Below are 19,187 nucleotides of genomic sequence, written 5' to 3'. Positions count from 1 at the left end.
GCGAATCTTCGACGCCATGCCCAGGGAGTGCTCGATCTCGATACCGTGGAGTCATGGAGTTCTCAGGTGCGCAGCCGACCGTCGATCTGACCTATTCCGACGTGTTCCTCGTGCCGCGACGATCGTCGGTCACCAGCCGGCTCCAGGTCGACCTGGCGCCGCAGGACGGCACGCCCGCGACCCTGCCTCTCGTGGCGTCGAACATGAACTCCGTGACCGGGCCGCGCCTGGCCGCGGTGATGGCGCGACGCGGAGGTCTCGGGGTGCTGCCGCAGGACATGCCCCTCCAGGATCTCGACGCGGCGATCCGCGATGTGAAGGCGCAGCCGGTGCTGTGGGACACGGCTCTCGTCCTGCCGCCCCACGCATCGGTCGCCGACGCCCTCCGGCTCCTTCCCGCCGCGCCGGGGCACGGGATCGTGGTCGCGCACGGTGCCGCGCCGATCGGCGTCGAGGACATCCTCGGCATCCTTCCCGCGAATCGGCTGGCGACTGCTCTGCCGGACGCGCAGCTGGGCGACCTCGTGCATCGGGGGACGCCGTCGATCGACGCCGACGACATCGGATCCGAACGGCACGCCTTCGACGTGATCACCGAGGCCGGTGCCGAGATGGTCACGGTCGTGCACCACGGGCACCTCGTCGGGACGCTGAGCGCGCGCAGCGCCCTGCGCTCCACCCTCTACCGCCCCGCACTCGATGCCGACGGACGGCTCACCGTCGCCGCGGCGGTGGGGATCAACGGCGACGTCGCCGCGAAGGCGACCGCGCTCGCGGGCGCCGGGGTCGACGTGCTCGTGCTCGACACGGCGCACGGCCATCAGGACGGGATGCTGCGCGCCCTGCGCACCGTGTCCGATCTGAACCTCGGGCTCCCCATCGTCGCCGGGAACATCGTGACCGCCGACGGCGTGCACGATCTCGTGGATGCCGGAGCCTCGATCCTCAAGGTCGGCGTCGGCCCGGGCGCGATGTGCACGACCCGCATGATGACCGCCGTCGGCCGCCCTCAGTTCTCGGCGGTGCTCGAGACGGCGCAGGCGGCCCGCGAACTCGGTGCGCACGTCTGGGCGGACGGAGGGGTCCGGTACCCGCGCGACGTCGCCCTGGCGCTCGCCGCGGGCGCGGCATCCGTGATGATCGGCTCCTGGTTCGCCGGGACGATCGAGGCTCCGGGCGAATTGCAGCGCGACGCCGAGGGGCGCATCTTCAAGGAGTCCTGGGGGATGGCGTCGACCAAAGCGGTGCAGGCCCGCTTCGGCAGACTCGACGCCTACGAGCGGGCGCGCAAGGAACTCTTCGCCGAGGGCATCTCCTCGTCGAAGATCTACCTCGATCCGCTGCGGCCGGGCGTCGAGGACCTGCTCGACATGATCACCTCGGGCGTGCGCTCGTCGTTCACCTATGCCGGAGCATCCTCCGTCCCGGAGTTCCACGATCGCGCGCTGGTGGGTCTGCAGTCGGCCGCGGGCTACGAAGAGGGCAAGGCGCTGCCGGTGAGCTGGTAGCGGAATCGCGCGCGGGTGACGCGACCGCGCGCGAGCGCATTCGGTAGAATCGTCCACACTATGGACGACCCTCCCAGTTGCAGTAGATCGCCCCACCGTCCCCCTCTCCCACCGGAGAGGAACCTCTGATGGACTACGTCATGTTGGGCGTGGGGCTCCTGCTCACGATCGGCACCGGTCTGTTCGTCGCGAGCGAGTTCGCACTGGTCAATCTCGACCGCGCGGATCTCGAAGCGCGACAGGCGCGCGGTGAATCCCGACTCGCCCTCACGATCGGTGCTCTCAAGCACACCTCGACGCATCTCTCGTCGGCTCAGCTCGGCATCACGCTCACGACACTGCTGACCGGTTACACGATGGAGCCGGCGCTGTCGAACCTGCTGCGGCCAACCCTGGTCGCCTGGCACATTCCGGAGCCCGCCGTCGCGCCCATCGCCACCGTCGTCGCGATGTTCGTCGCCACGGTGCTGTCGATGATCCTGGGCGAACTCGTGCCCAAGAACTTCGCGCTCGCCCTGCCGCGCGCCACCGCCAAGCTCGTGGTTCCGTTCCAGGTCGCTTTCACCACCGTCTTCAAGCCCGCGGTCGTCGTGCTCAACGGCAGCGCCAACGGCGTGCTGCGCAGCATGGGCATCGAGCCGAAGGAAGAACTCTCCGGGGCGCGCAGCGCCGAGGAGCTCTCCTCGCTCGTGCGCCGATCGGCGAGCGCCGGTGTGCTCGAAGCCGACACCGCGACCCTGCTCGACCGCACCCTGACGTTCTCGCGCCTCACGGCGGCGGACGTCATGACCGCACGCCCGAGCATGCACGCGATCGCGGCCGGGGATTCGGCGGACGACGTCATCCAGCTCGCCCGTCGCACGGGGCACAGCCGGTTCCCCGTGTACGACGACGATCTCGACGACATCATGGGGGTCGTGCACCTGAAGGCAGCGATCTCGGTGCCGCGCGACCGTCGCGCCGAAGTGCCGGTCGGCGCGCTCGCGACCGACCCCCTGCGCGTTCCCGAGACCGTGCACATCGACGGTCTCATCTCCGAGCTCCGTGCCCGGGGCTACCAACTCGCGGTCGTCGTCGACGAGTACGGCGGGACCGCCGGTCTCGTCACCCTCGAGGATCTCGTCGAGGAGATCGTCGGCGAGGTGTCGGACGAGCACGATCGCACGCGCGCCGGCGTGATCCGCGGGCGCGACGGTCTCACCTTCCCGGGCGAACTGCGCCCGGACGAGCTGCGCAGCCGCGCCGGGATCGACGTGCCGGAGGGCGATGTGTACGACACGGTCGGCGGCTACGTGATGAGCGTCCTCGAGCGCGTCCCCGCGGTCGGCGACGAGGTGTCGCTCGACAGCGGCATGCTGCAGGTGGTCCGCATGGACGGCCGCCGGGTCGACCGCATCCGCTTCGTTCCGAGACCCGTCGATGCGGATGAGGAGGTGACCCGATGAGCGATTGGGGAGGACTCGCCTGGCTCGTCGTGCTGCTGGTCGCGAACGCTTTCTTCGTCGGCGCGGAGTTCGCGGTGATCTCGGCACGCCGCTCGCAGATCGAGCCGCGTGCCGAACAGGGATCGCGCGCCGCGAAGACGGCGTTGTACGCCATGGAGCACGCGACGCTCATGCTCGCGACCTCGCAGCTGGGCATCACCATCTGCTCGCTCCTGATCCTGAACGTCTCGGAGCCCGCGATCCACCATCTGCTGGCCGTGCCGCTGCACGCGCTCGGGTGGCCCGACGGCGCCGTCGATGCGGTCTCGTTCACCATCGCCCTGCTGATCGTGTCGTTCCTGCACGTGGTGTTCGGCGAGATGGTTCCCAAGAACCTCGCGTTCTCGGTGCCGGACCGCGCCGTGCTGATCCTCGCAACCCCGCTCGTGTGGGTGTCGAAGGTGTTCATGCCGGTGATCTGGCTGCTCAACGCGGCCGCCAACGGTGTGCTGCGACTCTTCCGCGTCGAGCCCAAGAACGAGGCGGCTTCGACGTTCACGCTCGAGGAGGTCGCGACGATCGTCGACCAGTCGCGCCGCGAAGGGGTGCTCACCGACACCGCGGGGACCGTCGCCGCCGCCGTCGAGTTCACCGACAAGAAGGCGCGCGATGTCGCGGTCCCGCTGGGCGACCTCGTCACGCTGCCGGCCACGACGACCCCCGACGACATCGAGAAGGCGGTCGCGCGATACGGGTTCTCCCGCTACGTGATCGTCGACACCGAGGGTGCGCCGATCGGCTACGTGCACCTGAAGGACATCCTCCGAGCTTCGGATGGCCCGGATGCCGAGGTGAAGATGGTCGAGCCGCTTCCCGCCAAGCGCATCCACCACATGGTGCCGGTGCAGGAGGACACCGACCTCGAGGACGCCCTCGCGGTCATGCGCCGCGCCGGCCGTCACCTGGCCAAGGTGCGCGATGCCCGGGGCGAGACCACGGCCGTGCTCTTCCTGGAGGACATCCTCGAGGAGCTGGTCGGAGAGGTGCAGGACGCGACGCGTCGCGTCCGCGGGCACTGATCATGCACACGAAGGCCGCCGACCCGATCACGGGTCGGCGGCCTTCATCGTGCGCGGATCGGCCGCGGGGCTTCAGCGCCAGCGCGCGCGGTCGTACTGCGGGGGCCAGGCGACGTCGACACCGAGATCGTGCGCGGCGCGCAGGCCGAAGTGCGGGTCGCGCAGCCACTCGCGTCCCGCGAAGATCGCATCGGCGGCGCCGTCGGAGAGCACCCGCTCCGCCTGCTCGGCGGCGGTGATCAGACCGACTGCCGAGACCGGGATGCGACCGCCCTGGCGGACGGTCTCGGCCAGCGGCACCTGGTATCCCGGGAACACGCTGATCTGCTGGTGGGCGACGAGACCGCCACTGGAGACGTCGATGAGGTCCGCGCCGTGCGCGGTCGCCCATTCCCCGACCTGCGTCGCCTCGTCGGCGGTGAATCCGCCCTCGGCGTGATCGGTGGCCGAGATGCGCACGAACACGGGGACTCCGGGACCCGCGACGTCGCGCACCGCATCGAGGATGCGTAGCAGCAGGCGAGCGCGGTTCTCGAGCGAGCCGCCGTAGTCGTCATCGCGCCGGTTCGACAGCGGCGAGAGGAACTGGTGCACGAGGTAGCCGTGCGCGCCGTGGATCTCCAGCACATCGAACCCGGCGTCGAGCGCGCGACGGGCCGCATCGGCGAAGCCGGTGACGACGCGTTCGATCCCCTCGGCATCGAGGGCCTCGGGCTCGGCGAATCCCTCGAACGCGAGGGCGGACGGCGCGGTCGTGGTCCAGCCGCCGTCGGCGACCGGAACCGATCCGCGCAGCTCCGCCCAGGGCCACCAGGTCGAAGCCTTGCGGCCGGCGTGGGCGAGCTGGATGCCCGCGAGCGAGCCGCGCTCGTGGATCGCCCGGATGATCGGCACCCACGCATCGCGCTGCTCGTCGTTCCAGAGTCCGACGTCGCGCGGTGAGATGCGGCCCTCGGGAACCACGGCGGTCGCCTCCGCGACGATCAGCCCGGCGCCGCCGGAGGCGAACTGCGCCAGATGCGTGTGATGCCATTCCTGCACCACACCGTCGATCGCGCTGTACATGCACATCGGCGACACCCAGAGACGGTTGGAGAACTCGACGGAACGGATGCTCAGGGGAGAGAAGAGAATGCTCACCGTTCGACGCTACCGTCGCTCGCACGGCCCGAGGGCCGTCGCACTAACGTGGAGTCATGGTCGAGGTTCGCGAGTGGTCCCGCAGCGATACGGCGCGGTTGTTCCGGGTGCCGTCAGCCGACGACGACAAGTACTCGCGCGGTGTCGTGGCACTGCGCACCGGCTCTGCGGCATACCCCGGCGCGGCGGTGCTGGGCGTCGAGGCCGCATGGCGCACCGGCGCGGGGTTCGTGCGCTTCGTCGGCGACGGCCGGGTGTCGGCCGCCGTGCTCGCTCGTCGTCCCGAGACGGTGACGGGGAGCGATGTCGGGCGCACGCGGGTGGACGTTTGGGTGATCGGGTCGGGGACGGATGCCGCGCATCGCAGCGCCGACGAGGAAGCGGCGCTGCGCGCCCTGCTGACCGGGAGCACCCGAGTCGTGGTCGACGCCGGCGCACTCGACCTCGTCGATCGCCCGACCGCTCCTGTACTGCTGACGCCCCACGCGGGGGAGTTCTCGAAACTGCGTGCGCGCCTGCGTCTGGCCTCTGCCGAGGAAGATCGCGCCGGCGGCGCCGCCGAGGTCGCTCGTGCGCTCGGCGTCACCGTGCTGCTGAAGGGCGCACGCACACTGATCGCGACGCCCGACGGGGGAGCGATCGCCGTCGCGGCGGGGACCGGCTGGCTCGCCACGGCGGGCACGGGCGATGTGCTGGGCGGAGTGCTCGGTGCGTTGCTCGCCGCGAACCCCGGTGCTCCTCTGGAAGAGGCCGCCGCCGCGGGAGCGTGGCTGCACGGCTACGCCGCACGGATCGCCTCCGGGAGCGCGAACGGTGAGCCGGGGCATCCGATCGTCGCGTCGGACGTCGCGCAGGCCCTGCCGCGCGCGATCGCGGACGTGCTGGCGTGAAGCAGGGGGCGGAACGACTCATCGCGCTCTGGGTCGTCTTCGTCGCGGTCCATGCCCTGACCGCGTGGCTGGGGTGGGTCTACCCGAGTCAGCCGATGGGCGATGTGGTGCTCGTCTACGAACCCTGGGCGACGGCGGCAGTGAGCGGCGGACCGATCGTCGGGATCACCGAGACCTGGGTGTACCCGCAGCTCGCCCTCGCGCCGATCCTCCTGGTGAAGGCGATGGCGGTGCCGTTCGTCGGACTCCTCGGCGTCTCCGGGGCATACCTCGTCGCCTGGGCGATCCTCGTGACCGCTCTCGACGCGCTCGCCTTCGCCGTGCTGCTCGGGCGCTCGCGGTCGGCACCGCGTCGCACCGCCGCATGGTTCTGGAGCGCCGCGCTGCTGCTGCTGGGGCCGATCGCGCTCTACCGGCTGGATGCCGTCACCCTGCCCATCGTCGTGATCGCCGGTCTCTGGCTCGTCTCGCGCCCCGCGCTCGCCGCAGCCCTCCTGACGATCGGCGCGTGGATCAAGATCTGGCCCGGAGCGGTGCTGCTCGCGGCACTGATCGCCGGGCGCCGTCGGCTGCGCATGATCGTCGCGGCTCTGGTGGTGACGACGGCCGTCATCGCCGGTCTGCTGCTGCTCGGAGCGCACGAGCATCTCTTCGGCTTCCTCACCGAGCAGGGCGGACGCGGTCTGCAGATCGAGGCGGTCGCCGCGACGCCTTTCCTGTGGGCGGTCCTCGGCGGTTCCGCGCGCATCGAGTACAGCTTCGACATCCTCACGTTCCAGGTCGCCGCGCCGGGTGCCGACGTCGTCGCCACGGCGCTCTCCGGAGTCATGGTCGCGGTGGTCGCCGGCATCCTCGCGCTCTCGGGCTGGAAGGCGATGCGCGGGGCCGCGTTCGCCCGGCTGCTCCCACCGCTCGCGCTCTCGCTCGTGGCGGCGCTCATCGTGACCAACAAGGTCGGCTCCCCGCAGTTCCAGGTCTGGCTGATCGCGCCCGTGATCCTCTGGCTCGTGTTCGACCGGGCGAGGGCGGTCCTGCCCGCGGTCGTGGTGCTCGCGCTCTGCGTCCTCACCTGCCTCGTCTATCCGCTCGGCTACGATGCGCTGCTGCAGGGGCAGGTGCTGCCGATCGTGGTGCTGTCGGTGCGCAACCTCCTGCTCGTCGTCCTCCTCGTGCTCGGCATCCGCGCCGTCGTGCTCACTCCCGTCGACGGCGAGGACCGGAGCCTATGATGCATCGTGTGGCAGCGGCGGTCGCGCAGGTCCTCGCCTCGATGCTCGGCTCGGACCCCGCCGGCCGAGAAGTCGCTCCCACCGCCATCGAAGAGACACGAGGTTCCCCATGCTGATCGCCTTCTCCGTCGCTCCCTCCGGCACCGGCCGCGAAGACGGCTCCGTCCACGTCGCCGTGGCCGCCGCCGTGCGCGTCGTCCGCGAGTCCGGGCTGCCGCACCGGACGACGAGCATGTTCACCGAGATCGAGGGCCCCGACTGGGACACCGTGATGGACGTCGTCAAGCGCGCCACCGAGGCGGTCATGCCCTTCGGCTCGCGCGTGTCCTTGGTGCTCAAGGCCGACATCCGCCCCGGCTTCACCGGCGAGCTCGACGGCAAGATCGAGCGTCTCGAGCGTGCGATCGACGAGGCCGAGTAGAACGCACACGTCGTTCAGGCGTGCATGCGGGCGCCCTTGAGCATGCGGTCGACGGCGTTGCGCGGACCCCGGAGCGCGAGCCCCACGAGATCGAGGTCGGCCGTTGCGACGGCCGCGACGGCGGCGCGATTGGCATCGTCGTGCCCTGTCGCGAAGAGCTCGCGGGTGTAGACCGCGAGCGCGACATCGTCTCGGGAGGAGGCACGATCGCGAACCGAGCGCAGGAGATCGGAGTTCCCGGTCATGACGAGAACGGGCTGACGCAGCATCGGCAGATACGTCGTGCCGTCGCGGTCGCGGTAGGGTCCGCCGGTGAGATCGGGTGCACTCACGGTGATGCCGGAGATCAGGAAAGCGGTCACGTTGAGCTCCTGCCAGGCGGCGAGGTCGTCGCCGAGGAGGACGACGACCTTCGTGTCGAAGCGGGCGGTCTGTTCAGCGGGGATGCTCGTCGGCAGTGCGGTGGTCATGTATCCACGATCGCGCCGGAAGCCCGCGGCGTCTTGTACGTTTCTTGCATGGTCGATCGCGTGCACGCCTGGCATCCCGAGGTGCCCGCGGTGCGGGAGGTGTATCACGCCTCCTTCGAGCACGCGTACCCGCTTCACGCCCACGACGTCTGGACGGCGATGCTCGTGGACGAGGGAGCGGTCGCCTACGGTCTCGATCGTTCGTCGCACATCGCCGCGCCGGGTGCGGTGACGCTGCTGCCCCCGGGCGTCCCGCACGACGGGCGTTCGACCGTGGACGGTCGCATCTATCGCAAACGTGTCGTGTACTTCGATCCGGCGTGGCTCCCCGCCGAGGCGGTGGGCAGGTCGGTCGTCCACCCGACGGTGCGCGACCCGCGAGCGACGGCGGCGGCGCGACGCATCCACGCCGCACTCGCCCTGCCCGGTGACCTGCTCGCCGCCGAGCAGTGGACGCTCGCGCTGAGAGGGCGCATCCTCGCCCATCTCGGGTCATCGACCGTTGCCTCTCGCGACACGCCGCTCGCTCGCCGCCTCCGGGCGCTCATCGACGATCGTTTCACGGAGTCCTTCACCCTCTCGGAGATCGCCACCGCATGGGGAGCGCATCCGAGCCATTTGACGCGTTCCTTCACGCGCACGTACGGCATCGCGCCGCATCAGTACGTGCTGAGCCGACGCATCGATCTCGCGCGAAGGCTCCTGGTCGACGGCATCCGACCGTCCGACGCCGCGGCGCAGGCCGGGTTCCACGATCAGGCCCATCTCACGCGACACTTCCGGCGCGTGCTCGGGACGACCCCCGGTGCCTTCGGGCCGTCGGCGGGCCGGTAGGCTGGACCGGTGAATCCCTCGACTGAATCGAGGGGTGCGGCGAAGAGGGCGCTCCTCTCTCTCGCCATCGGCAGTTTCGGCATCGGCATGACCGAGTTCGTCGTCATGGGCCTGCTCCCGAACATCGCCTCCGACCTGCTTCCCTCCCTCTGGGCCTCGAGCCAGGAGGATGCGCTGAGCCAGGCCGGATGGCTCATCTCGCTGTATGCGCTCGGCGTCGTGGTGGGCGCGCCGACCATCGCCGGTTTCGTCGCGCGCTTCCCGCGGCACCGCGTCATGATCGTCCTGGCGATCGCGCTCACGGTCTTCAACGCCCTCACCGTGGTGCTGCCGACGTTCGAGCTGGTCGGGGCGTCGCGCTTTCTCGCCGGCCTCCCGCACGGGGCCTACTTCGGCATCGGCGCTCTCGTCGCGGCCGACGTCATGGGGCCGGGCAACCGCGCCAAGGGCGTCGCCTTCATCCTCACCGGCCTCACGGTCGCGAACGTCGTCGGGGTTCCGCTCGGCACGTTCCTCGGCCAGGCCTGGGGATGGCGCGCCGCGTTCGGCGTCGTCGCCCTCGTCTTCGCCCTCGCGACGATCTGCATCGTGTTCTTCGTGCCCGAGCACCCGGGTTCCCCCGGCCGGACGATGCGTCAGGAACTGGGCGTCTTCCGCATCCGGCAGGTTTGGTTCACGCTGGGCATCGGCGCGATCGGCTTCGGCGGGTTCTTCGCCGTGTACAGCTACATCGCCCCGTTGGTGACCGAGGTGGCCGGGTCACCGGAGTGGGTGGTGCCGATCGTTCTGGTGCTCATGGGCATCGGCATGACGGTCGGAAACGTCGTGGGCGGTCATCTCGCCGACATCGATCTGCGGCGCACGCTGCTGTTCGGACTCGCGGCGATGGCGGTCGTCTTCGCCCTGCTCGCCGTGTTCTCGTTCTGGATCATCTCGCTGAGCCTCTTGGTGCTCATCGTCGGCTTCGTGTCGTCGGTGCTGAGCCCGACGATCCAGACCCGTCTCATGGACGTCGCCGGAGACAATCAGTCGATCGCCGCGGCCATGAACCATTCGGCGCTGAACATCGGCAACAGCCTCGGGGCGTTCCTGGGTGGCGTCGTGATCGCCGTCGGCTGGGGCTTCACGGCTCCCGCGTGGACCGGCGCCGTGCTCGCGATCGCCGGTCTGCTGATCGCGCTGCTCTCGTACCGCGTCGAGGCTCGTCGCTCCGCTGCCCTGGTGGGCGCATCGTCGTAGGGTGAGGGGATGCTCATCCCCGATGCTCTTCCGGTGGCCGGAACGGCCGTGCTGGTGCGTGACTCGACCGGCGGCCTCGAGGTGCTGGTGATCCGTCGGCCCGAGCGGGGTTCCTTCGCGGGCGCGTGGGTCTTCCCGGGCGGCAAGGTGGAGGAACACGATCGGCGACGCGGCTCCGCGGAGATCGACGACGCGCGACGCGCCGCCATCCGAGAGACGCAGGAGGAGGTCGGCCTCGAGATCGCCGGTCTGTCGGCGATGTCGCAGTGGCATCCGCCCGCCGAGGCGGCCACGCGGATCCGGACGTGGTTCTTCCTCGCTGCGGCACCGGATGCCACGCCCGTCCCGTCGCCCGACGAGGTCGTCGAGTACGCCTGGACGACGCCGGCACAGGCGCTCGAACGGCACGCGACGGGGGAGTGGACTCTGTTCCCGCCGACGTGGATGACACTCCACGGTTTGATCGCGGTCACGGACGCCGCTTCCGCGCTCGCCGCGCCGTCGACACCGGCCCTGTTCCGAACGCGCGTCATCCCGACGGATACCGGGCGCGACTTCGCCTGGGAGCAGGGTCGTCTGCTGACCGGGGGACTCCCGTGGCGGTTCGTCGAGGAGTGAGCCGGCGAGTGGGCCGTCGGGGCGTCAGCTGTCGAGCAGTCGCCGCAGGTGAGCGCCCACGGCCTCGTTCTCGATGAGGAACCCGTCGTGCCCGAAGTCGCTGTTCAGCACGACCGCGTCGTGGCCGTCGAGGGTGTTCGGGATGCTCCGGGCGATGCGGTGCTGGCCGTCCACCGGGAAGAGGCGGTCGCTGTCGATCCCCAGCACGAGCGTCGTCGCGGTCACGGTGCGCAGAGCCTCCTCCACGCCGCCGCGGTCGCGCCCGACGTCGTGCGAGTTCATGGCCTCGACGAGCGTGATGTAACTGTTCGCGTCGAAGCGGCGCGTGAACTTGTTGCCGTGGAAGTCGAGGTACGACTCGACGGCGAAGCGCCCGCCGTGCCCGAGCGGTGAGACCCCCGACTGCCAGGAGCGCTGGAACCGCTGATTGAGCTCGATCGGGCTGCGGTAGTTCAGCAGAGCCATCCGCCGGGCGAGGGCCAGACCCCGATGCGGGCCGTCGCCGTCGCCGAGGTCGTAGTACTCGCCGCCCTGGAAACGCGGATCCATGCGGATCGTCTCGAGCTGCACGGTGTTGAGCGCGATCTGGTCGGCGGTGGTCACGGGAGGCGACGAGAGCACGGCGAGCCGTTCGACCCGTTCCGGATGCGTCACCGCCCACTCGAGCGCGTGCATACCGCCCATCGAGCCGCCGATGACCGCGGCCCACGTGTCGATTCCCAGGGCATCGGCGAGGCGCACCTGAGCGGCGACCTGATCGCGGATCGTCAGGTACGGGAAGCGCGAGGCCCATTCGTAGCCGTCGGGGGCGACGCTCGCGGGTCCGGTCGAGCCCTGGCAGCCGCCGAGCATGTTGGGGGCGACGACGAACCAGCGGTCGGTGTCGAGGGGCGCGCCGGGACCTGTGAGCTCTTCCCACCATCCGGCGGTCGGATGCCCCGCACCGGCCTCGCCGCGCACGTGGCTGTCGCCGGTGAGGGCGTGCAGCACGAGCACCGCGTTGTCGCCCGCGGCGTTCAGCTCGCCCCACGACTCGTAGGCGATGCGGATGCTGGGGAGCTCGGCCCCGCTCTCGGTCCGGAATACGCCGGACCGCGCGAAGCGGCGTCCGCCTACGGGATCGCCGTCGCGCCAGGCACCGGTCGCCGGAGGTCGCGCGCGGAGGAGCCGGACGTCGGCCTCCGTCACGAGCGCCGAGGGCACCGTGTCTTCAGAGGTCGTCTGCCAGTCCATGCTTCCATTCTCGCGTGACCTGCGGGTCGGGCGGCGAACGTTACGCCGTCGGAAGACACGGATGCCCCGGACTCCGGGAGTCCGAGGCATCCGTGGTGGACGAATCGTCAGGCGCGAGCGGCCTCCGAGACGCGACGGGCAGCGGCCAGGGCCTGGTCGAGGTCGGCCTTGAGGTCGTCGACGTTCTCGATGCCGACCGAGAGGCGCACCAGGCCGGGCGTGACGCCCGCCGTGAGCTGCTGCTCGGGGGTGAGCTGCGCATGGGTGGTCGATGCCGGGTGGATGACGAGCGAGCGCACGTCGCCGATGTTCGCCAGGTGGCTGAACAGCGAGAGGCTGTTCACGAACTCGCGACCCGCCTCGACACCGCCCTTCAGCTCGAACGACAGCACCGCTCCGACGCCCTTGGGCGCGTACTCGTTGGCCTTGGCGTACCAGGGGGAGGACGGCAGCCCCGAGTAGTTGACGGTCGCGACGTCGTCGCGTCCGTCGAGCCACTCGGCGATCTCCTGCGCGTTCTGCACGTGGCGCTCGATGCGCAGCGACAGCGTCTCGACGCCCTGGATCAGGTTCCACGCGCTCTGCGGGGCGATCGCGGATCCGAGGTCGCGGAGCAGCTGCACGCGGGCCTTGATGATGTACGCGAGCGGGTCGCCGACCGCGGTCGTGTAGCTGGCCCCGTGGTACGAGGGGTCCGGAACGGTGAGCCCCGGGAACTTCTCGACGTTCTTCGACCACTCGAACGAACCGCCGTCGATGATCACGCCGCCGATCGTCGTGCCGTGGCCGCCGAGGAACTTGGTGACCGAGTGGATCACGATGTCGGCGCCGTGCTCGAACGGACGGATCAGGTACGGGGTGGCGATCGTGTTGTCGACGATGAGCGGCACACCGCTGGCGTGGGCGACGTCGGCGACGGCGCGGATGTCGAGGACGTTGATCTGCGGGTTGCCGATCGTCTCGGCGAAGAACAGCTTGGTGTTCGGGCGGACCGCGCGGCGCCATTCCTCGGGGTCGTCCTGGTTCTCGACGAACGTGACCTCGATGCCGAGCTTGGCGAGCGTGTACTTGAAGAGGTTGTAGGTGCCGCCGTAGATCGAGCTCGAGGCGACGAAGTGGTCGCCGGCCTCGGCGATGTTCAGGATCGCGAAGGTCGATGCCGCCTGGCCGCTCGAGAGCACCAGTGCTCCCGTGCCTCCCTCGAGGGCCGCGAGGCGCTGCTCGAGGACGTCCTGCGTCGGGTTCTGGATACGGGTGTAGATGTTGCCGAACTCGGCCAGGGCGAAGAGGTTCGCCGCGTGGTCGGCGCTGTCGAACACGTACGACGTGGTCTGGTAGATCGGCGTGGCACGTGCCTTCGTCACCGGGTCGGGCGCAGCGCCGGAGTGGATCTGCTTGGTCTCGAAACGCCAGGTCTCGGGTGCGGACATGTTGTTCCCCCTGGAACGATCGATGGTCGGATGGCGGATGCCGTTTCAGCGAGAGTACGGAATGTTCCCTCCTGTCAACAATGAGTGGGAAATGTGACGTAACAGTCCCGATCGGCGAAAAACCGCGGAACATCGTACGGTGGAGGCATGGTGAACAGACGTGCAGTTGTGACGGGAGCGAGCTCGGGGATCGGGGCGGCGACGGTGCGGGAGCTCCGCTCGCGCGGATGGGACGTCGTGGGCGTCGCGCGGCGGGAGGATCGCCTCACCGCCCTCGTGGCCGAGACCGGGGCATCCGCCATCGCCTGCGACCTGACCGACTCCGCCGCCGTCGATGCCCTCATCGCCGAGCTGGAGGCCAGCGGCCCCGTGCACGCGCTCGTGCAGGTGGCCGGGGGAGCGCGCGGGACCGACCGCATCGAGGATGCCTCGGTCGAGGACTGGCAGTGGATGTTCGACGCGAACGTGCTCTCGACGCAGCGGCTCGTGAAGGGCCTGCTTCCGCTGTTGCGCCGCGCCGCAGCAGCCGACGGCCACGCCGACACGGTGTTCGTGACGTCGACGGCGGCCCAGACCGCGTATGCGGGCGGAGCGGGGTACAACGCGGCGAAGGCCGCCGAGGCGATGCTCGTCCGGGTGCTCCGTCAGGAGCTGAACGGCGAGCCGATCCGCGTGGTCGAGGTCGCCCCGGGAATGGTGCACACCGAGGAGTTCACCCTCAACCGTCTCGGCGGGGACTCCGTCGCAGCCGAAGCCGTCTACGCCGGGGTCGAGGCTCCGCTCGTCGCCGGAGACGTCGCCGACGTCATCGCCTACGCGCTCGATGCGCCGGGGCATGTGAACCTCGACCTCGTCACGATGCGTCCGGTCGCGCAGTCGGCTCAGCACCTGCTGGCGCGCGGACCGCTGCGCGTGCGCTCCGCCGAATGACGATGCCCCGCACCCTCGCCGAGCTCGCCGCGGATGGCGAGATCGACCCGGGATGGGCGGAGGCGCTCGCGCCCGTGCAGCACGACATCACCGCCCTGGGCGAGCGTCTGCGCGGCGAGGTGCAGGCGGGGCGTGGATACCTTCCGGACGGCGCGAACGTGCTCCGGGCGTTCCGGCGACCGCTCGCCGATGTGCGGGTTCTCATCACCGGTCAGGATCCCTATCCGACCCCCGGTCATCCGATCGGACTCTCGTTCGCGGTCGACCGCGACGTGCGGCCGCTGCCGCGCAGCCTCGCCAACATCTACCGCGAGCGGGAGAGCGATCTCGGCATCCCGCCCGCGCCGCACGGCGACCTCTCGGCGTGGAGCGATCAGGGGGTGCTGCTGCTCAACCGGGTGCTGACCGTGCAGCCGGGCGTGGCGGGCTCGCACCGGCGGTGGGGGTGGGAGAAGGTCACCGAAGCCGCGATCCGGGCGCTCGTCGCGCGCGACCGCCCGCTCGTCGCGATCCTGTGGGGCAAGGACGCCGAGAACCTGCGTCCGCTCCTGGGGGCGACGCCGGTCATCGCGTCGGCCCACCCCTCGCCGCTGTCGGCGCGTCGCGGTTTCTTCGGGTCCCGCCCGTTCTCCCGCGCGAACGAGCTGCTCGAGGGCCTGGGAGCGGCGCCGATCGACTGGCGGGTAGAGGGCGAACGCCCCGGATCCCTAAGCTGAGCGCATGCAGTTCGAACCGGGGGACCGACGTCGCATCCTTCCGCGCCACCTGCGTCCTGCGGCGGCCCCCGAGATCTTCTCGTACACGATCCGTCCCGCCCGGCCCGGTGATCTGCCCTCCGTGCGCGAGATCTACAACCACTTCGTGAGCAACTCCGCCGTCACGCTCGACGAGAAGAGCAGCAGCATCCCGTACTGGCGCGACAAGTTCGCCCTGCTGGATCGGCTCGGGCTCCCGTTCCTCGTCGCGGTGTCACCTTCCGGGGTGGTCATCGGCTATGCGCTCGCGCAGCCCTGGGCGGGCAAGAACGCCTATCGCTACACGGTCGAGGACTCGATCTATCTCGGCCCTGGTGCCGGCGGAAAGGGCCTCGGTGGCGCGCTGCTCCAGGCGCTGATCGACGCCTGCGAGCAGTTCGGCATCCGCGAGATGGTCGCGGTCATCAGCGACAGCGGTGCCGAGGCGTCGATCCGTCTGCACGCTCGCCTCGGTTTCGTGGAGGCGGGGCGCATGGCCCGGGTCGGCCACAAGTTCGGTCGCGAGCTCGGCACCGTGTACATGAAGCGCGCGCTGAGACCGGTCGCGCGCCGCCGTCGGTTCCTCGCCGCCGGTCGCGGTCACTGATCGCGCGGGATGACCGGGATCGCGGCCAGCAGAGCCTTCGTGTAGTCGTGCTGCGGGCGCAGGAGCACGTCGCCGGTCGTGCCGCGCTCGACGATCCGGCCGTCCTTCATCACCACCACGGTGTCGCTGAGGCTCTGCACCACACCGATGTCGTGCGACACGAGTACGAGGGTGAGGTCGGTCGTCCGTCGCAGATCGACGAGGAGCTCGAGGATCTGCGCCCGTACTGTCACGTCGAGGGCCGAGAGCGGCTCGTCGCCGATGAGGATGCGGGGGCCGTGCACGATCGCGCGAGCCAACGCGATGCGCTGTCGCTGCCCGCCGGAGAACTCGTGCGGATATCTGTCGCCGGCATCGGGCTCCAGCCCGACCCGGGCGAGCACCTCCCGCACACGCGCCCGATGATCGCCGTCGATGCCGAGAGCCCACAGCGGCTCACGAACGATCTGCCCGGCGGTCATGCGCGGGTCGAGGGAGGCGTAGGGGTCCTGGAAGACGAGTCCCGTCTGTCGGCGCAGCCACCGGAGGGACGTCGCGGATGCCGAGGCGTCCACGCGCCGTCCGTCGACGGTCACCGTCCCCGATGTCGGTCTGTCGAGGCCCAGCAGCAGGCGCACCAGTGTCGATTTCCCCGAACCGGACTCGCCGATGATCCCGACGGACGAGCCCTCGATGATGTCGAGGTCGGTCGGCTCGAGCGCCGTCTGCCGACGTGTGCGCTCGAGGGGCGAGCGCTTCGGGACGATGAACTCGCGGGTCAGCCCGCGCGCTTCGACGAGACTCATGCGATGCCTCCGTCCGGGCGCCACAGCGTCGCCGTCGCATCGCGGAGCAGCCCCTGCGTGATCGGCGAGCTCGGTGCGGTGAGCAGCGTCGAGACCGGAGCGGACTCGACGACGCGCCCGTGTTCGAGAACCACGCCCTCGGTGGCGACCTGTGCGAGGACGGCGAGGTCGTGGGTGATGAAGACGAGCGACATGCCCTCGTCCTCGACGAGGTGCAGCAGGAGCGCCAGGATCTCGGACTGGATCGTGACGTCGAGCGCCGTGGTCGGCTCGTCGGCGATGAGCACGCGCGGGCGGCAGGCGAGTGCCATCGCGATCGCGACGCGCTGGCGCTGGCCGCCGGAGAGCTGGTGCGGGTAGCGATCGACGATCGACTCCGGATCGGGGAGCCGCACGCGGACGGCTTCCTGAACCGCGCGTGCGCGCGCTTCGCGTCGCCCGATGCCCTCGTGGATACGGATCGCCTCGGCGATCTGCCGACCGACCGTGCGGATCGGATTGAGGGCGGTGCGCGGCTCCTGGAACACGATGCCGATCTCGTCACCGCGCAGTCGGGCGAGCTCGCGGTCCGGCATCCCGATCAGTTCCGTGCCGTTCCAGCGGATGCTGCCCGCCGCCGTCGCGCCGTCGGGCAGGAGCCCGAGGATCGCGAGAGCGGTGAGCGATTTGCCCGACCCGGACTCGCCGATCAGGCCCAGACGGGCGCCGTCTGCGACCTCGAACGAGACGCCGTCGACGACGCGACGCCCGTCGATCTCGACGGTCAGGTCTTCGACGACGAGGCTCATGCGACCACTCCGGGGGTGTGCGTCTCGGCGCGGCGGTGGCGCAGCGTGGGGTCGGTGGCTTCGCGCAGGGCGTCGCCGAGGAGATTCAGGGCGAGGACCGTGAGGGTGATCGTGAGACCCGGCCAGATCACCGAGAGCGGGTGCACGCCGATGTAGCGCTGCAGGTCGGCGAGCAGCAGGCCCCAGCTGGGCTCGACGACCGACGCGCCGAAGCCGAGGTACGACAGTCCGGCTTCGGCCAGCACGGCGACGGCCATCGACCACGACAGCTGCACGATGAACACCGGAGCGACGTTGGGGAGGAGGTGGCGCAGCAGGCTCTGCGCGGGGGTGAGGCCGGATGCCTTCGCCGCGAGGATGAAGTCGCTCTGCTGCACCCTCCGCAGCTCGGGGCGGGTGACGCGCGCGATGTTCACGCCGAAGCCGATGCCCACGGCCCAGATCACGACCCAGAGGGAGCCGCCCCAGACCGAGGAGATCATCATCGCGATGAGGAGCACCGGGAAGGCGATCAGGATGTCGACCAGAACCGCGATCGTCTCGCGCAGCCACCGGGCGGTGAGGGCGCCGAGCGCGGCGAGGGCGATGCCGACGACGGTGGCGACGACTCCGGCACCGATGCTGACGAACACCGTCGTGCGCGCCCCCGCCATGATCAGGCTCAGGATGTCGCGCCCGGTGTCGTCGGTGCCCAGGAGGTGCGGCCAGCTCGGACCGAGCCACCGGTCGCTGATGGTCGAGGATTGCGGGTCGAACGGCGTCCAGAACAGCGCGACGAGGGCTGTCAGGCCGATGAGGGCGACGACGATCAGGCCGAAGGCGCCCGTCGGGGTCGCCCACAGGCGGCGGAGCCACAGCGGAGCCATCATGCCTCCCTCTGGCGCGGGTCGATCGTACGGTGGAGCAGGTCGACCAGGAATCCGATCACGAGCACGAAGCCGGTGAGCACGAGGAGTTCGCTCTGCACCTTGATGAGGTCGCGGGTGCCGACGTCCGCCACCAGCATCCGTCCGATTCCCGGGAGGGTGAACAGCTGCTCGATCACGACGGAGCCCACGATGATGCCGGCGACCTGCAGGCCGAGCACCGTGATGATCGACAGCCCGACGGCGGGGATGCCGTGTCGGATCAGCGCCTGCGTACGCGTGAGTCCCTTGGCCGCCGCCGTGCGGACGAAGTCCTGGCCGGCCGCCTGCAGGGTCGCACTGCGCACGAAGCGCATGAGCATGGCACCCTCCACGATCCCGATCGTGAGAGCCGGCAGGAGGAGCGCCTCGATGGCCTCGCCGGGCGTGCTCCACCCGGTGCGGGGGAAGCCCTGCGGGGGCAACCACCCGAGCCAGACCGAGAAGACGACGATGAGCATCATGCCGGCCCAGACGACGGGGACGGCGGCGAGGGTCTGCGCGCCGACACTCAGCGCGGTGCCGGCGCGCCGTCCGCGAGCCAGCGCGGCGAGGATGCCGAAGGGGATCGCGATCACGACGGCGATGAGGAGCGACATCAGCCCGAGCGGCACCGTGACCTGCGCCTTGAGCAGGAGCTCTTCACCGACCGAGGCGCCGGAGAGCAGTGACGTGCCGAGGTCTCCGCGGAAGATGCCTCCGATCCAGTCGGTGTACTGCGACAGGAGCGGCCGGTTCAGGCCGAGCGATTCGCGCAGCGCTTCGACCTCGGCCGGCGATGCCTGGGTGCCGGCGATGAGCTGGGCGACATCACCCGGGAAGACGCGCAGGGTGAGGAAGATGAGGGCGCTCGCGACGAGGAGCCCTGCGATGAGCAGGGCTCCTCGAACGAGCGCGTAACGGATCACGGAGGACGAGACCGC

General features: G+C 70.2%; 20 protein-coding genes. 12 read left to right on the top strand and 8 right to left on the bottom strand.

The features are described from left to right. The first annotated feature begins 53 nt into the window (after nt 1-53). The 3 genes from ACI2JZ_RS04315 (at nt 54) to ACI2JZ_RS04305 (ending at nt 4,011) form a co-directional block, all read left to right on the top strand. Nucleotides 54-1,508 (top strand): GuaB1 family IMP dehydrogenase-related protein, encoded by a 1,455-nt coding sequence (locus ACI2JZ_RS04315; RefSeq protein WP_404596607.1) that lies wholly within the window; start codon nt 54-56, stop codon nt 1,506-1,508. Nucleotides 1,509-1,636: 128 nt separating this feature from the next. Further along, complete coding sequence (locus ACI2JZ_RS04310) at nt 1,637-2,953, top strand: hemolysin family protein (RefSeq protein ID WP_404596606.1); 1,317 nt, start codon at nt 1,637-1,639, stop codon at nt 2,951-2,953. After that, complete coding sequence (locus ACI2JZ_RS04305; RefSeq protein ID WP_247622842.1) at nt 2,950-4,011, top strand: hemolysin family protein; 1,062 nt, start codon at nt 2,950-2,952, stop codon at nt 4,009-4,011. The genes ACI2JZ_RS04310 and ACI2JZ_RS04305 overlap by 4 nt, the downstream gene beginning before the upstream one ends. A gap of 72 nt (nt 4,012-4,083) precedes the next feature. On the opposite strand, the gene ACI2JZ_RS04300 is transcribed toward ACI2JZ_RS04305, so the two are convergent. After that, on the bottom strand, nt 4,084-5,151 hold the full coding sequence (locus ACI2JZ_RS04300) for an NADH:flavin oxidoreductase/NADH oxidase (RefSeq protein WP_404596605.1): 1,068 nt from the start codon (nt 5,149-5,151) through the stop codon (nt 4,084-4,086). Nucleotides 5,152-5,207: 56 nt separating this feature from the next. Between ACI2JZ_RS04300 and ACI2JZ_RS04295 the strand changes: the two genes are divergently transcribed. From ACI2JZ_RS04295 to ACI2JZ_RS04285, 3 genes are all read left to right on the top strand, one after another. Next, the gene (locus ACI2JZ_RS04295; RefSeq protein ID WP_404596604.1) at nt 5,208-6,041 is read left to right on the top strand and encodes an NAD(P)H-hydrate dehydratase; all 834 of its coding nucleotides are present in this window, start codon (nt 5,208-5,210) and stop codon (nt 6,039-6,041) included. Continuing rightward, the gene (locus tag ACI2JZ_RS04290; RefSeq protein ID WP_404596603.1) at nt 6,038-7,270 is read left to right on the top strand and encodes a hypothetical protein; all 1,233 of its coding nucleotides are present in this window, start codon (nt 6,038-6,040) and stop codon (nt 7,268-7,270) included. The genes ACI2JZ_RS04295 and ACI2JZ_RS04290 overlap by 4 nt, the downstream gene beginning before the upstream one ends. 109 nt (nt 7,271-7,379) lie before the next feature. Further along, nucleotides 7,380-7,691 (top strand): thiamine-binding protein, encoded by a 312-nt coding sequence (locus tag ACI2JZ_RS04285; protein ID WP_247622837.1) that lies wholly within the window; start codon nt 7,380-7,382, stop codon nt 7,689-7,691. Nucleotides 7,692-7,705: 14 nt separating this feature from the next. Here the strand turns inward: ACI2JZ_RS04285 and ACI2JZ_RS04280 are convergent, their stop codons facing one another. After that, the gene (locus ACI2JZ_RS04280) at nt 7,706-8,161 is read right to left on the bottom strand and encodes a DUF2000 family protein (RefSeq protein WP_404596602.1); all 456 of its coding nucleotides are present in this window, start codon (nt 8,159-8,161) and stop codon (nt 7,706-7,708) included. A 48-nt stretch (nt 8,162-8,209) separates the two neighbouring features. On the opposite strand from ACI2JZ_RS04280, the gene ACI2JZ_RS04275 reads away from it, so the two are divergent. Genes ACI2JZ_RS04275 through ACI2JZ_RS04265 form a run of 3 tightly spaced genes read left to right on the top strand, consistent with a single transcriptional unit; the run spans nt 8,210 to nt 10,852 of the window. Next, on the top strand, nt 8,210-8,995 hold the full coding sequence (locus ACI2JZ_RS04275) for an AraC family transcriptional regulator (RefSeq protein WP_404596601.1): 786 nt from the start codon (nt 8,210-8,212) through the stop codon (nt 8,993-8,995). Between the two features lie 9 nt (nt 8,996-9,004). Next, complete coding sequence (locus ACI2JZ_RS04270) at nt 9,005-10,234, top strand: MFS transporter (protein ID WP_404596600.1); 1,230 nt, start codon at nt 9,005-9,007, stop codon at nt 10,232-10,234. Nucleotides 10,235-10,243: 9 nt separating this feature from the next. Beyond that, nucleotides 10,244-10,852 carry an NUDIX hydrolase gene (locus ACI2JZ_RS04265; protein ID WP_404596599.1) on the top strand — a complete coding sequence of 203 codons (609 nt, stop codon included), beginning with the start codon at nt 10,244-10,246 and terminating at the stop codon, nt 10,850-10,852. 24 nt (nt 10,853-10,876) lie between these two features. On the opposite strand, the gene ACI2JZ_RS04260 is transcribed toward ACI2JZ_RS04265, so the two are convergent. Both ACI2JZ_RS04260 and ACI2JZ_RS04255 read right to left on the bottom strand, forming a co-directional pair. Next, on the bottom strand, nt 10,877-12,085 hold the full coding sequence (locus ACI2JZ_RS04260) for a homoserine O-acetyltransferase (protein WP_247632469.1): 1,209 nt from the start codon (nt 12,083-12,085) through the stop codon (nt 10,877-10,879). Nucleotides 12,086-12,192: 107 nt separating this feature from the next. Beyond that, on the bottom strand, nt 12,193-13,515 hold the full coding sequence (locus ACI2JZ_RS04255) for a bifunctional o-acetylhomoserine/o-acetylserine sulfhydrylase (RefSeq protein WP_247632468.1): 1,323 nt from the start codon (nt 13,513-13,515) through the stop codon (nt 12,193-12,195). A 147-nt stretch (nt 13,516-13,662) separates the two neighbouring features. Between ACI2JZ_RS04255 and ACI2JZ_RS04250 the strand changes: the two genes are divergently transcribed. From ACI2JZ_RS04250 to ACI2JZ_RS04240, 3 genes are read left to right on the top strand one after another with little or no spacing between them, the layout of a single operon-like run. Then, entirely contained in the window at nt 13,663-14,445 is a 783-nt protein-coding gene (locus tag ACI2JZ_RS04250) for an SDR family oxidoreductase (protein ID WP_247955949.1), read from the top strand. Nucleotides 14,446-14,447: 2 nt separating this feature from the next. After that, a complete protein-coding gene (locus ACI2JZ_RS04245; RefSeq protein WP_247624701.1) occupies nt 14,448-15,161 on the top strand; it encodes a uracil-DNA glycosylase in 714 nt (237 codons plus the stop codon). A 4-nt stretch (nt 15,162-15,165) separates the two neighbouring features. After that, nucleotides 15,166-15,786: a GNAT family N-acetyltransferase gene (locus ACI2JZ_RS04240; RefSeq protein ID WP_247632465.1), complete on the top strand. Its 621-nt coding sequence runs from the start codon at nt 15,166-15,168 to the stop codon at nt 15,784-15,786. On the opposite strand, the gene ACI2JZ_RS04235 is transcribed toward ACI2JZ_RS04240, so the two are convergent. From ACI2JZ_RS04235 to ACI2JZ_RS04220, 4 genes are read right to left on the bottom strand one after another with little or no spacing between them, the layout of a single operon-like run. Next, nucleotides 15,780-16,571, bottom strand: coding sequence for an ABC transporter ATP-binding protein (locus ACI2JZ_RS04235; RefSeq protein WP_404596597.1), 792 nt, complete (start codon nt 16,569-16,571; stop codon nt 15,780-15,782). The two genes, ACI2JZ_RS04240 and ACI2JZ_RS04235, sit on opposite strands and share 7 nt — an antisense overlap. Next, a complete protein-coding gene (locus ACI2JZ_RS04230; RefSeq protein WP_404596596.1) occupies nt 16,568-17,359 on the bottom strand; it encodes an ABC transporter ATP-binding protein in 792 nt (263 codons plus the stop codon). Before ACI2JZ_RS04230 ends, ACI2JZ_RS04235 begins: the two co-directional genes overlap by 4 nt. After that, a complete protein-coding gene (locus tag ACI2JZ_RS04225; protein ID WP_372491556.1) occupies nt 17,356-18,228 on the bottom strand; it encodes an ABC transporter permease in 873 nt (290 codons plus the stop codon). The genes ACI2JZ_RS04230 and ACI2JZ_RS04225 overlap by 4 nt, the downstream gene beginning before the upstream one ends. After that, on the bottom strand, nt 18,225-19,172 hold the full coding sequence (locus ACI2JZ_RS04220) for an ABC transporter permease (protein ID WP_247955953.1): 948 nt from the start codon (nt 19,170-19,172) through the stop codon (nt 18,225-18,227). The genes ACI2JZ_RS04225 and ACI2JZ_RS04220 overlap by 4 nt, the downstream gene beginning before the upstream one ends. Nucleotides 19,173-19,187 lie beyond the last annotated feature (15 nt).

The sequence above is a fragment of the Microbacterium sp. NPDC087868 genome (assembly GCF_044900755.1).
Classification (GTDB): domain Bacteria; phylum Actinomycetota; class Actinomycetes; order Actinomycetales; family Microbacteriaceae; genus Microbacterium; species Microbacterium galbinum.
Note: the sequence above shows the minus strand (reverse complement) of the source record. Positions and strands in the feature narration are given on the sequence as shown.

What these genes read in the sequence shown, in the direction of transcription:
- ACI2JZ_RS04315 (WP_404596607.1), top strand. Translation starts at nt 54, where the DNA reads ATGGAGTTCTCAGGTGCGCAGCCGACCGTCGATCTGACCTATTCCGAC.
- ACI2JZ_RS04310 (WP_404596606.1), top strand. Translation starts at nt 1,637, where the DNA reads ATGGACTACGTCATGTTGGGCGTGGGGCTCCTGCTCACGATCGGCACC.
- ACI2JZ_RS04305 (WP_247622842.1), top strand. Translation starts at nt 2,950, where the DNA reads ATGAGCGATTGGGGAGGACTCGCCTGGCTCGTCGTGCTGCTGGTCGCG.
- ACI2JZ_RS04295 (WP_404596604.1), top strand. Translation starts at nt 5,208, where the DNA reads ATGGTCGAGGTTCGCGAGTGGTCCCGCAGCGATACGGCGCGGTTGTTC.
- ACI2JZ_RS04285 (WP_247622837.1), top strand. Translation starts at nt 7,380, where the DNA reads ATGCTGATCGCCTTCTCCGTCGCTCCCTCCGGCACCGGCCGCGAAGAC.
- ACI2JZ_RS04280 (WP_404596602.1), bottom strand. Translation starts at nt 8,161, where the DNA reads ATGACCACCGCACTGCCGACGAGCATCCCCGCTGAACAGACCGCCCGC.
- ACI2JZ_RS04275 (WP_404596601.1), top strand. Translation starts at nt 8,210, where the DNA reads ATGGTCGATCGCGTGCACGCCTGGCATCCCGAGGTGCCCGCGGTGCGG.
- ACI2JZ_RS04265 (WP_404596599.1), top strand. Translation starts at nt 10,244, where the DNA reads ATGCTCATCCCCGATGCTCTTCCGGTGGCCGGAACGGCCGTGCTGGTG.
- ACI2JZ_RS04260 (WP_247632469.1), bottom strand. Translation starts at nt 12,085, where the DNA reads ATGGACTGGCAGACGACCTCTGAAGACACGGTGCCCTCGGCGCTCGTG.
- ACI2JZ_RS04255 (WP_247632468.1), bottom strand. Translation starts at nt 13,515, where the DNA reads ATGTCCGCACCCGAGACCTGGCGTTTCGAGACCAAGCAGATCCACTCC.
- ACI2JZ_RS04250 (WP_247955949.1), top strand. Translation starts at nt 13,663, where the DNA reads ATGGTGAACAGACGTGCAGTTGTGACGGGAGCGAGCTCGGGGATCGGG.
- ACI2JZ_RS04245 (WP_247624701.1), top strand. Translation starts at nt 14,448, where the DNA reads ATGCCCCGCACCCTCGCCGAGCTCGCCGCGGATGGCGAGATCGACCCG.
- ACI2JZ_RS04240 (WP_247632465.1), top strand. Translation starts at nt 15,166, where the DNA reads ATGCAGTTCGAACCGGGGGACCGACGTCGCATCCTTCCGCGCCACCTG.
- ACI2JZ_RS04235 (WP_404596597.1), bottom strand. Translation starts at nt 16,571, where the DNA reads ATGAGTCTCGTCGAAGCGCGCGGGCTGACCCGCGAGTTCATCGTCCCG.
- ACI2JZ_RS04230 (WP_404596596.1), bottom strand. Translation starts at nt 17,359, where the DNA reads ATGAGCCTCGTCGTCGAAGACCTGACCGTCGAGATCGACGGGCGTCGC.
- ACI2JZ_RS04225 (WP_372491556.1), bottom strand. Translation starts at nt 18,228, where the DNA reads ATGATGGCTCCGCTGTGGCTCCGCCGCCTGTGGGCGACCCCGACGGGC.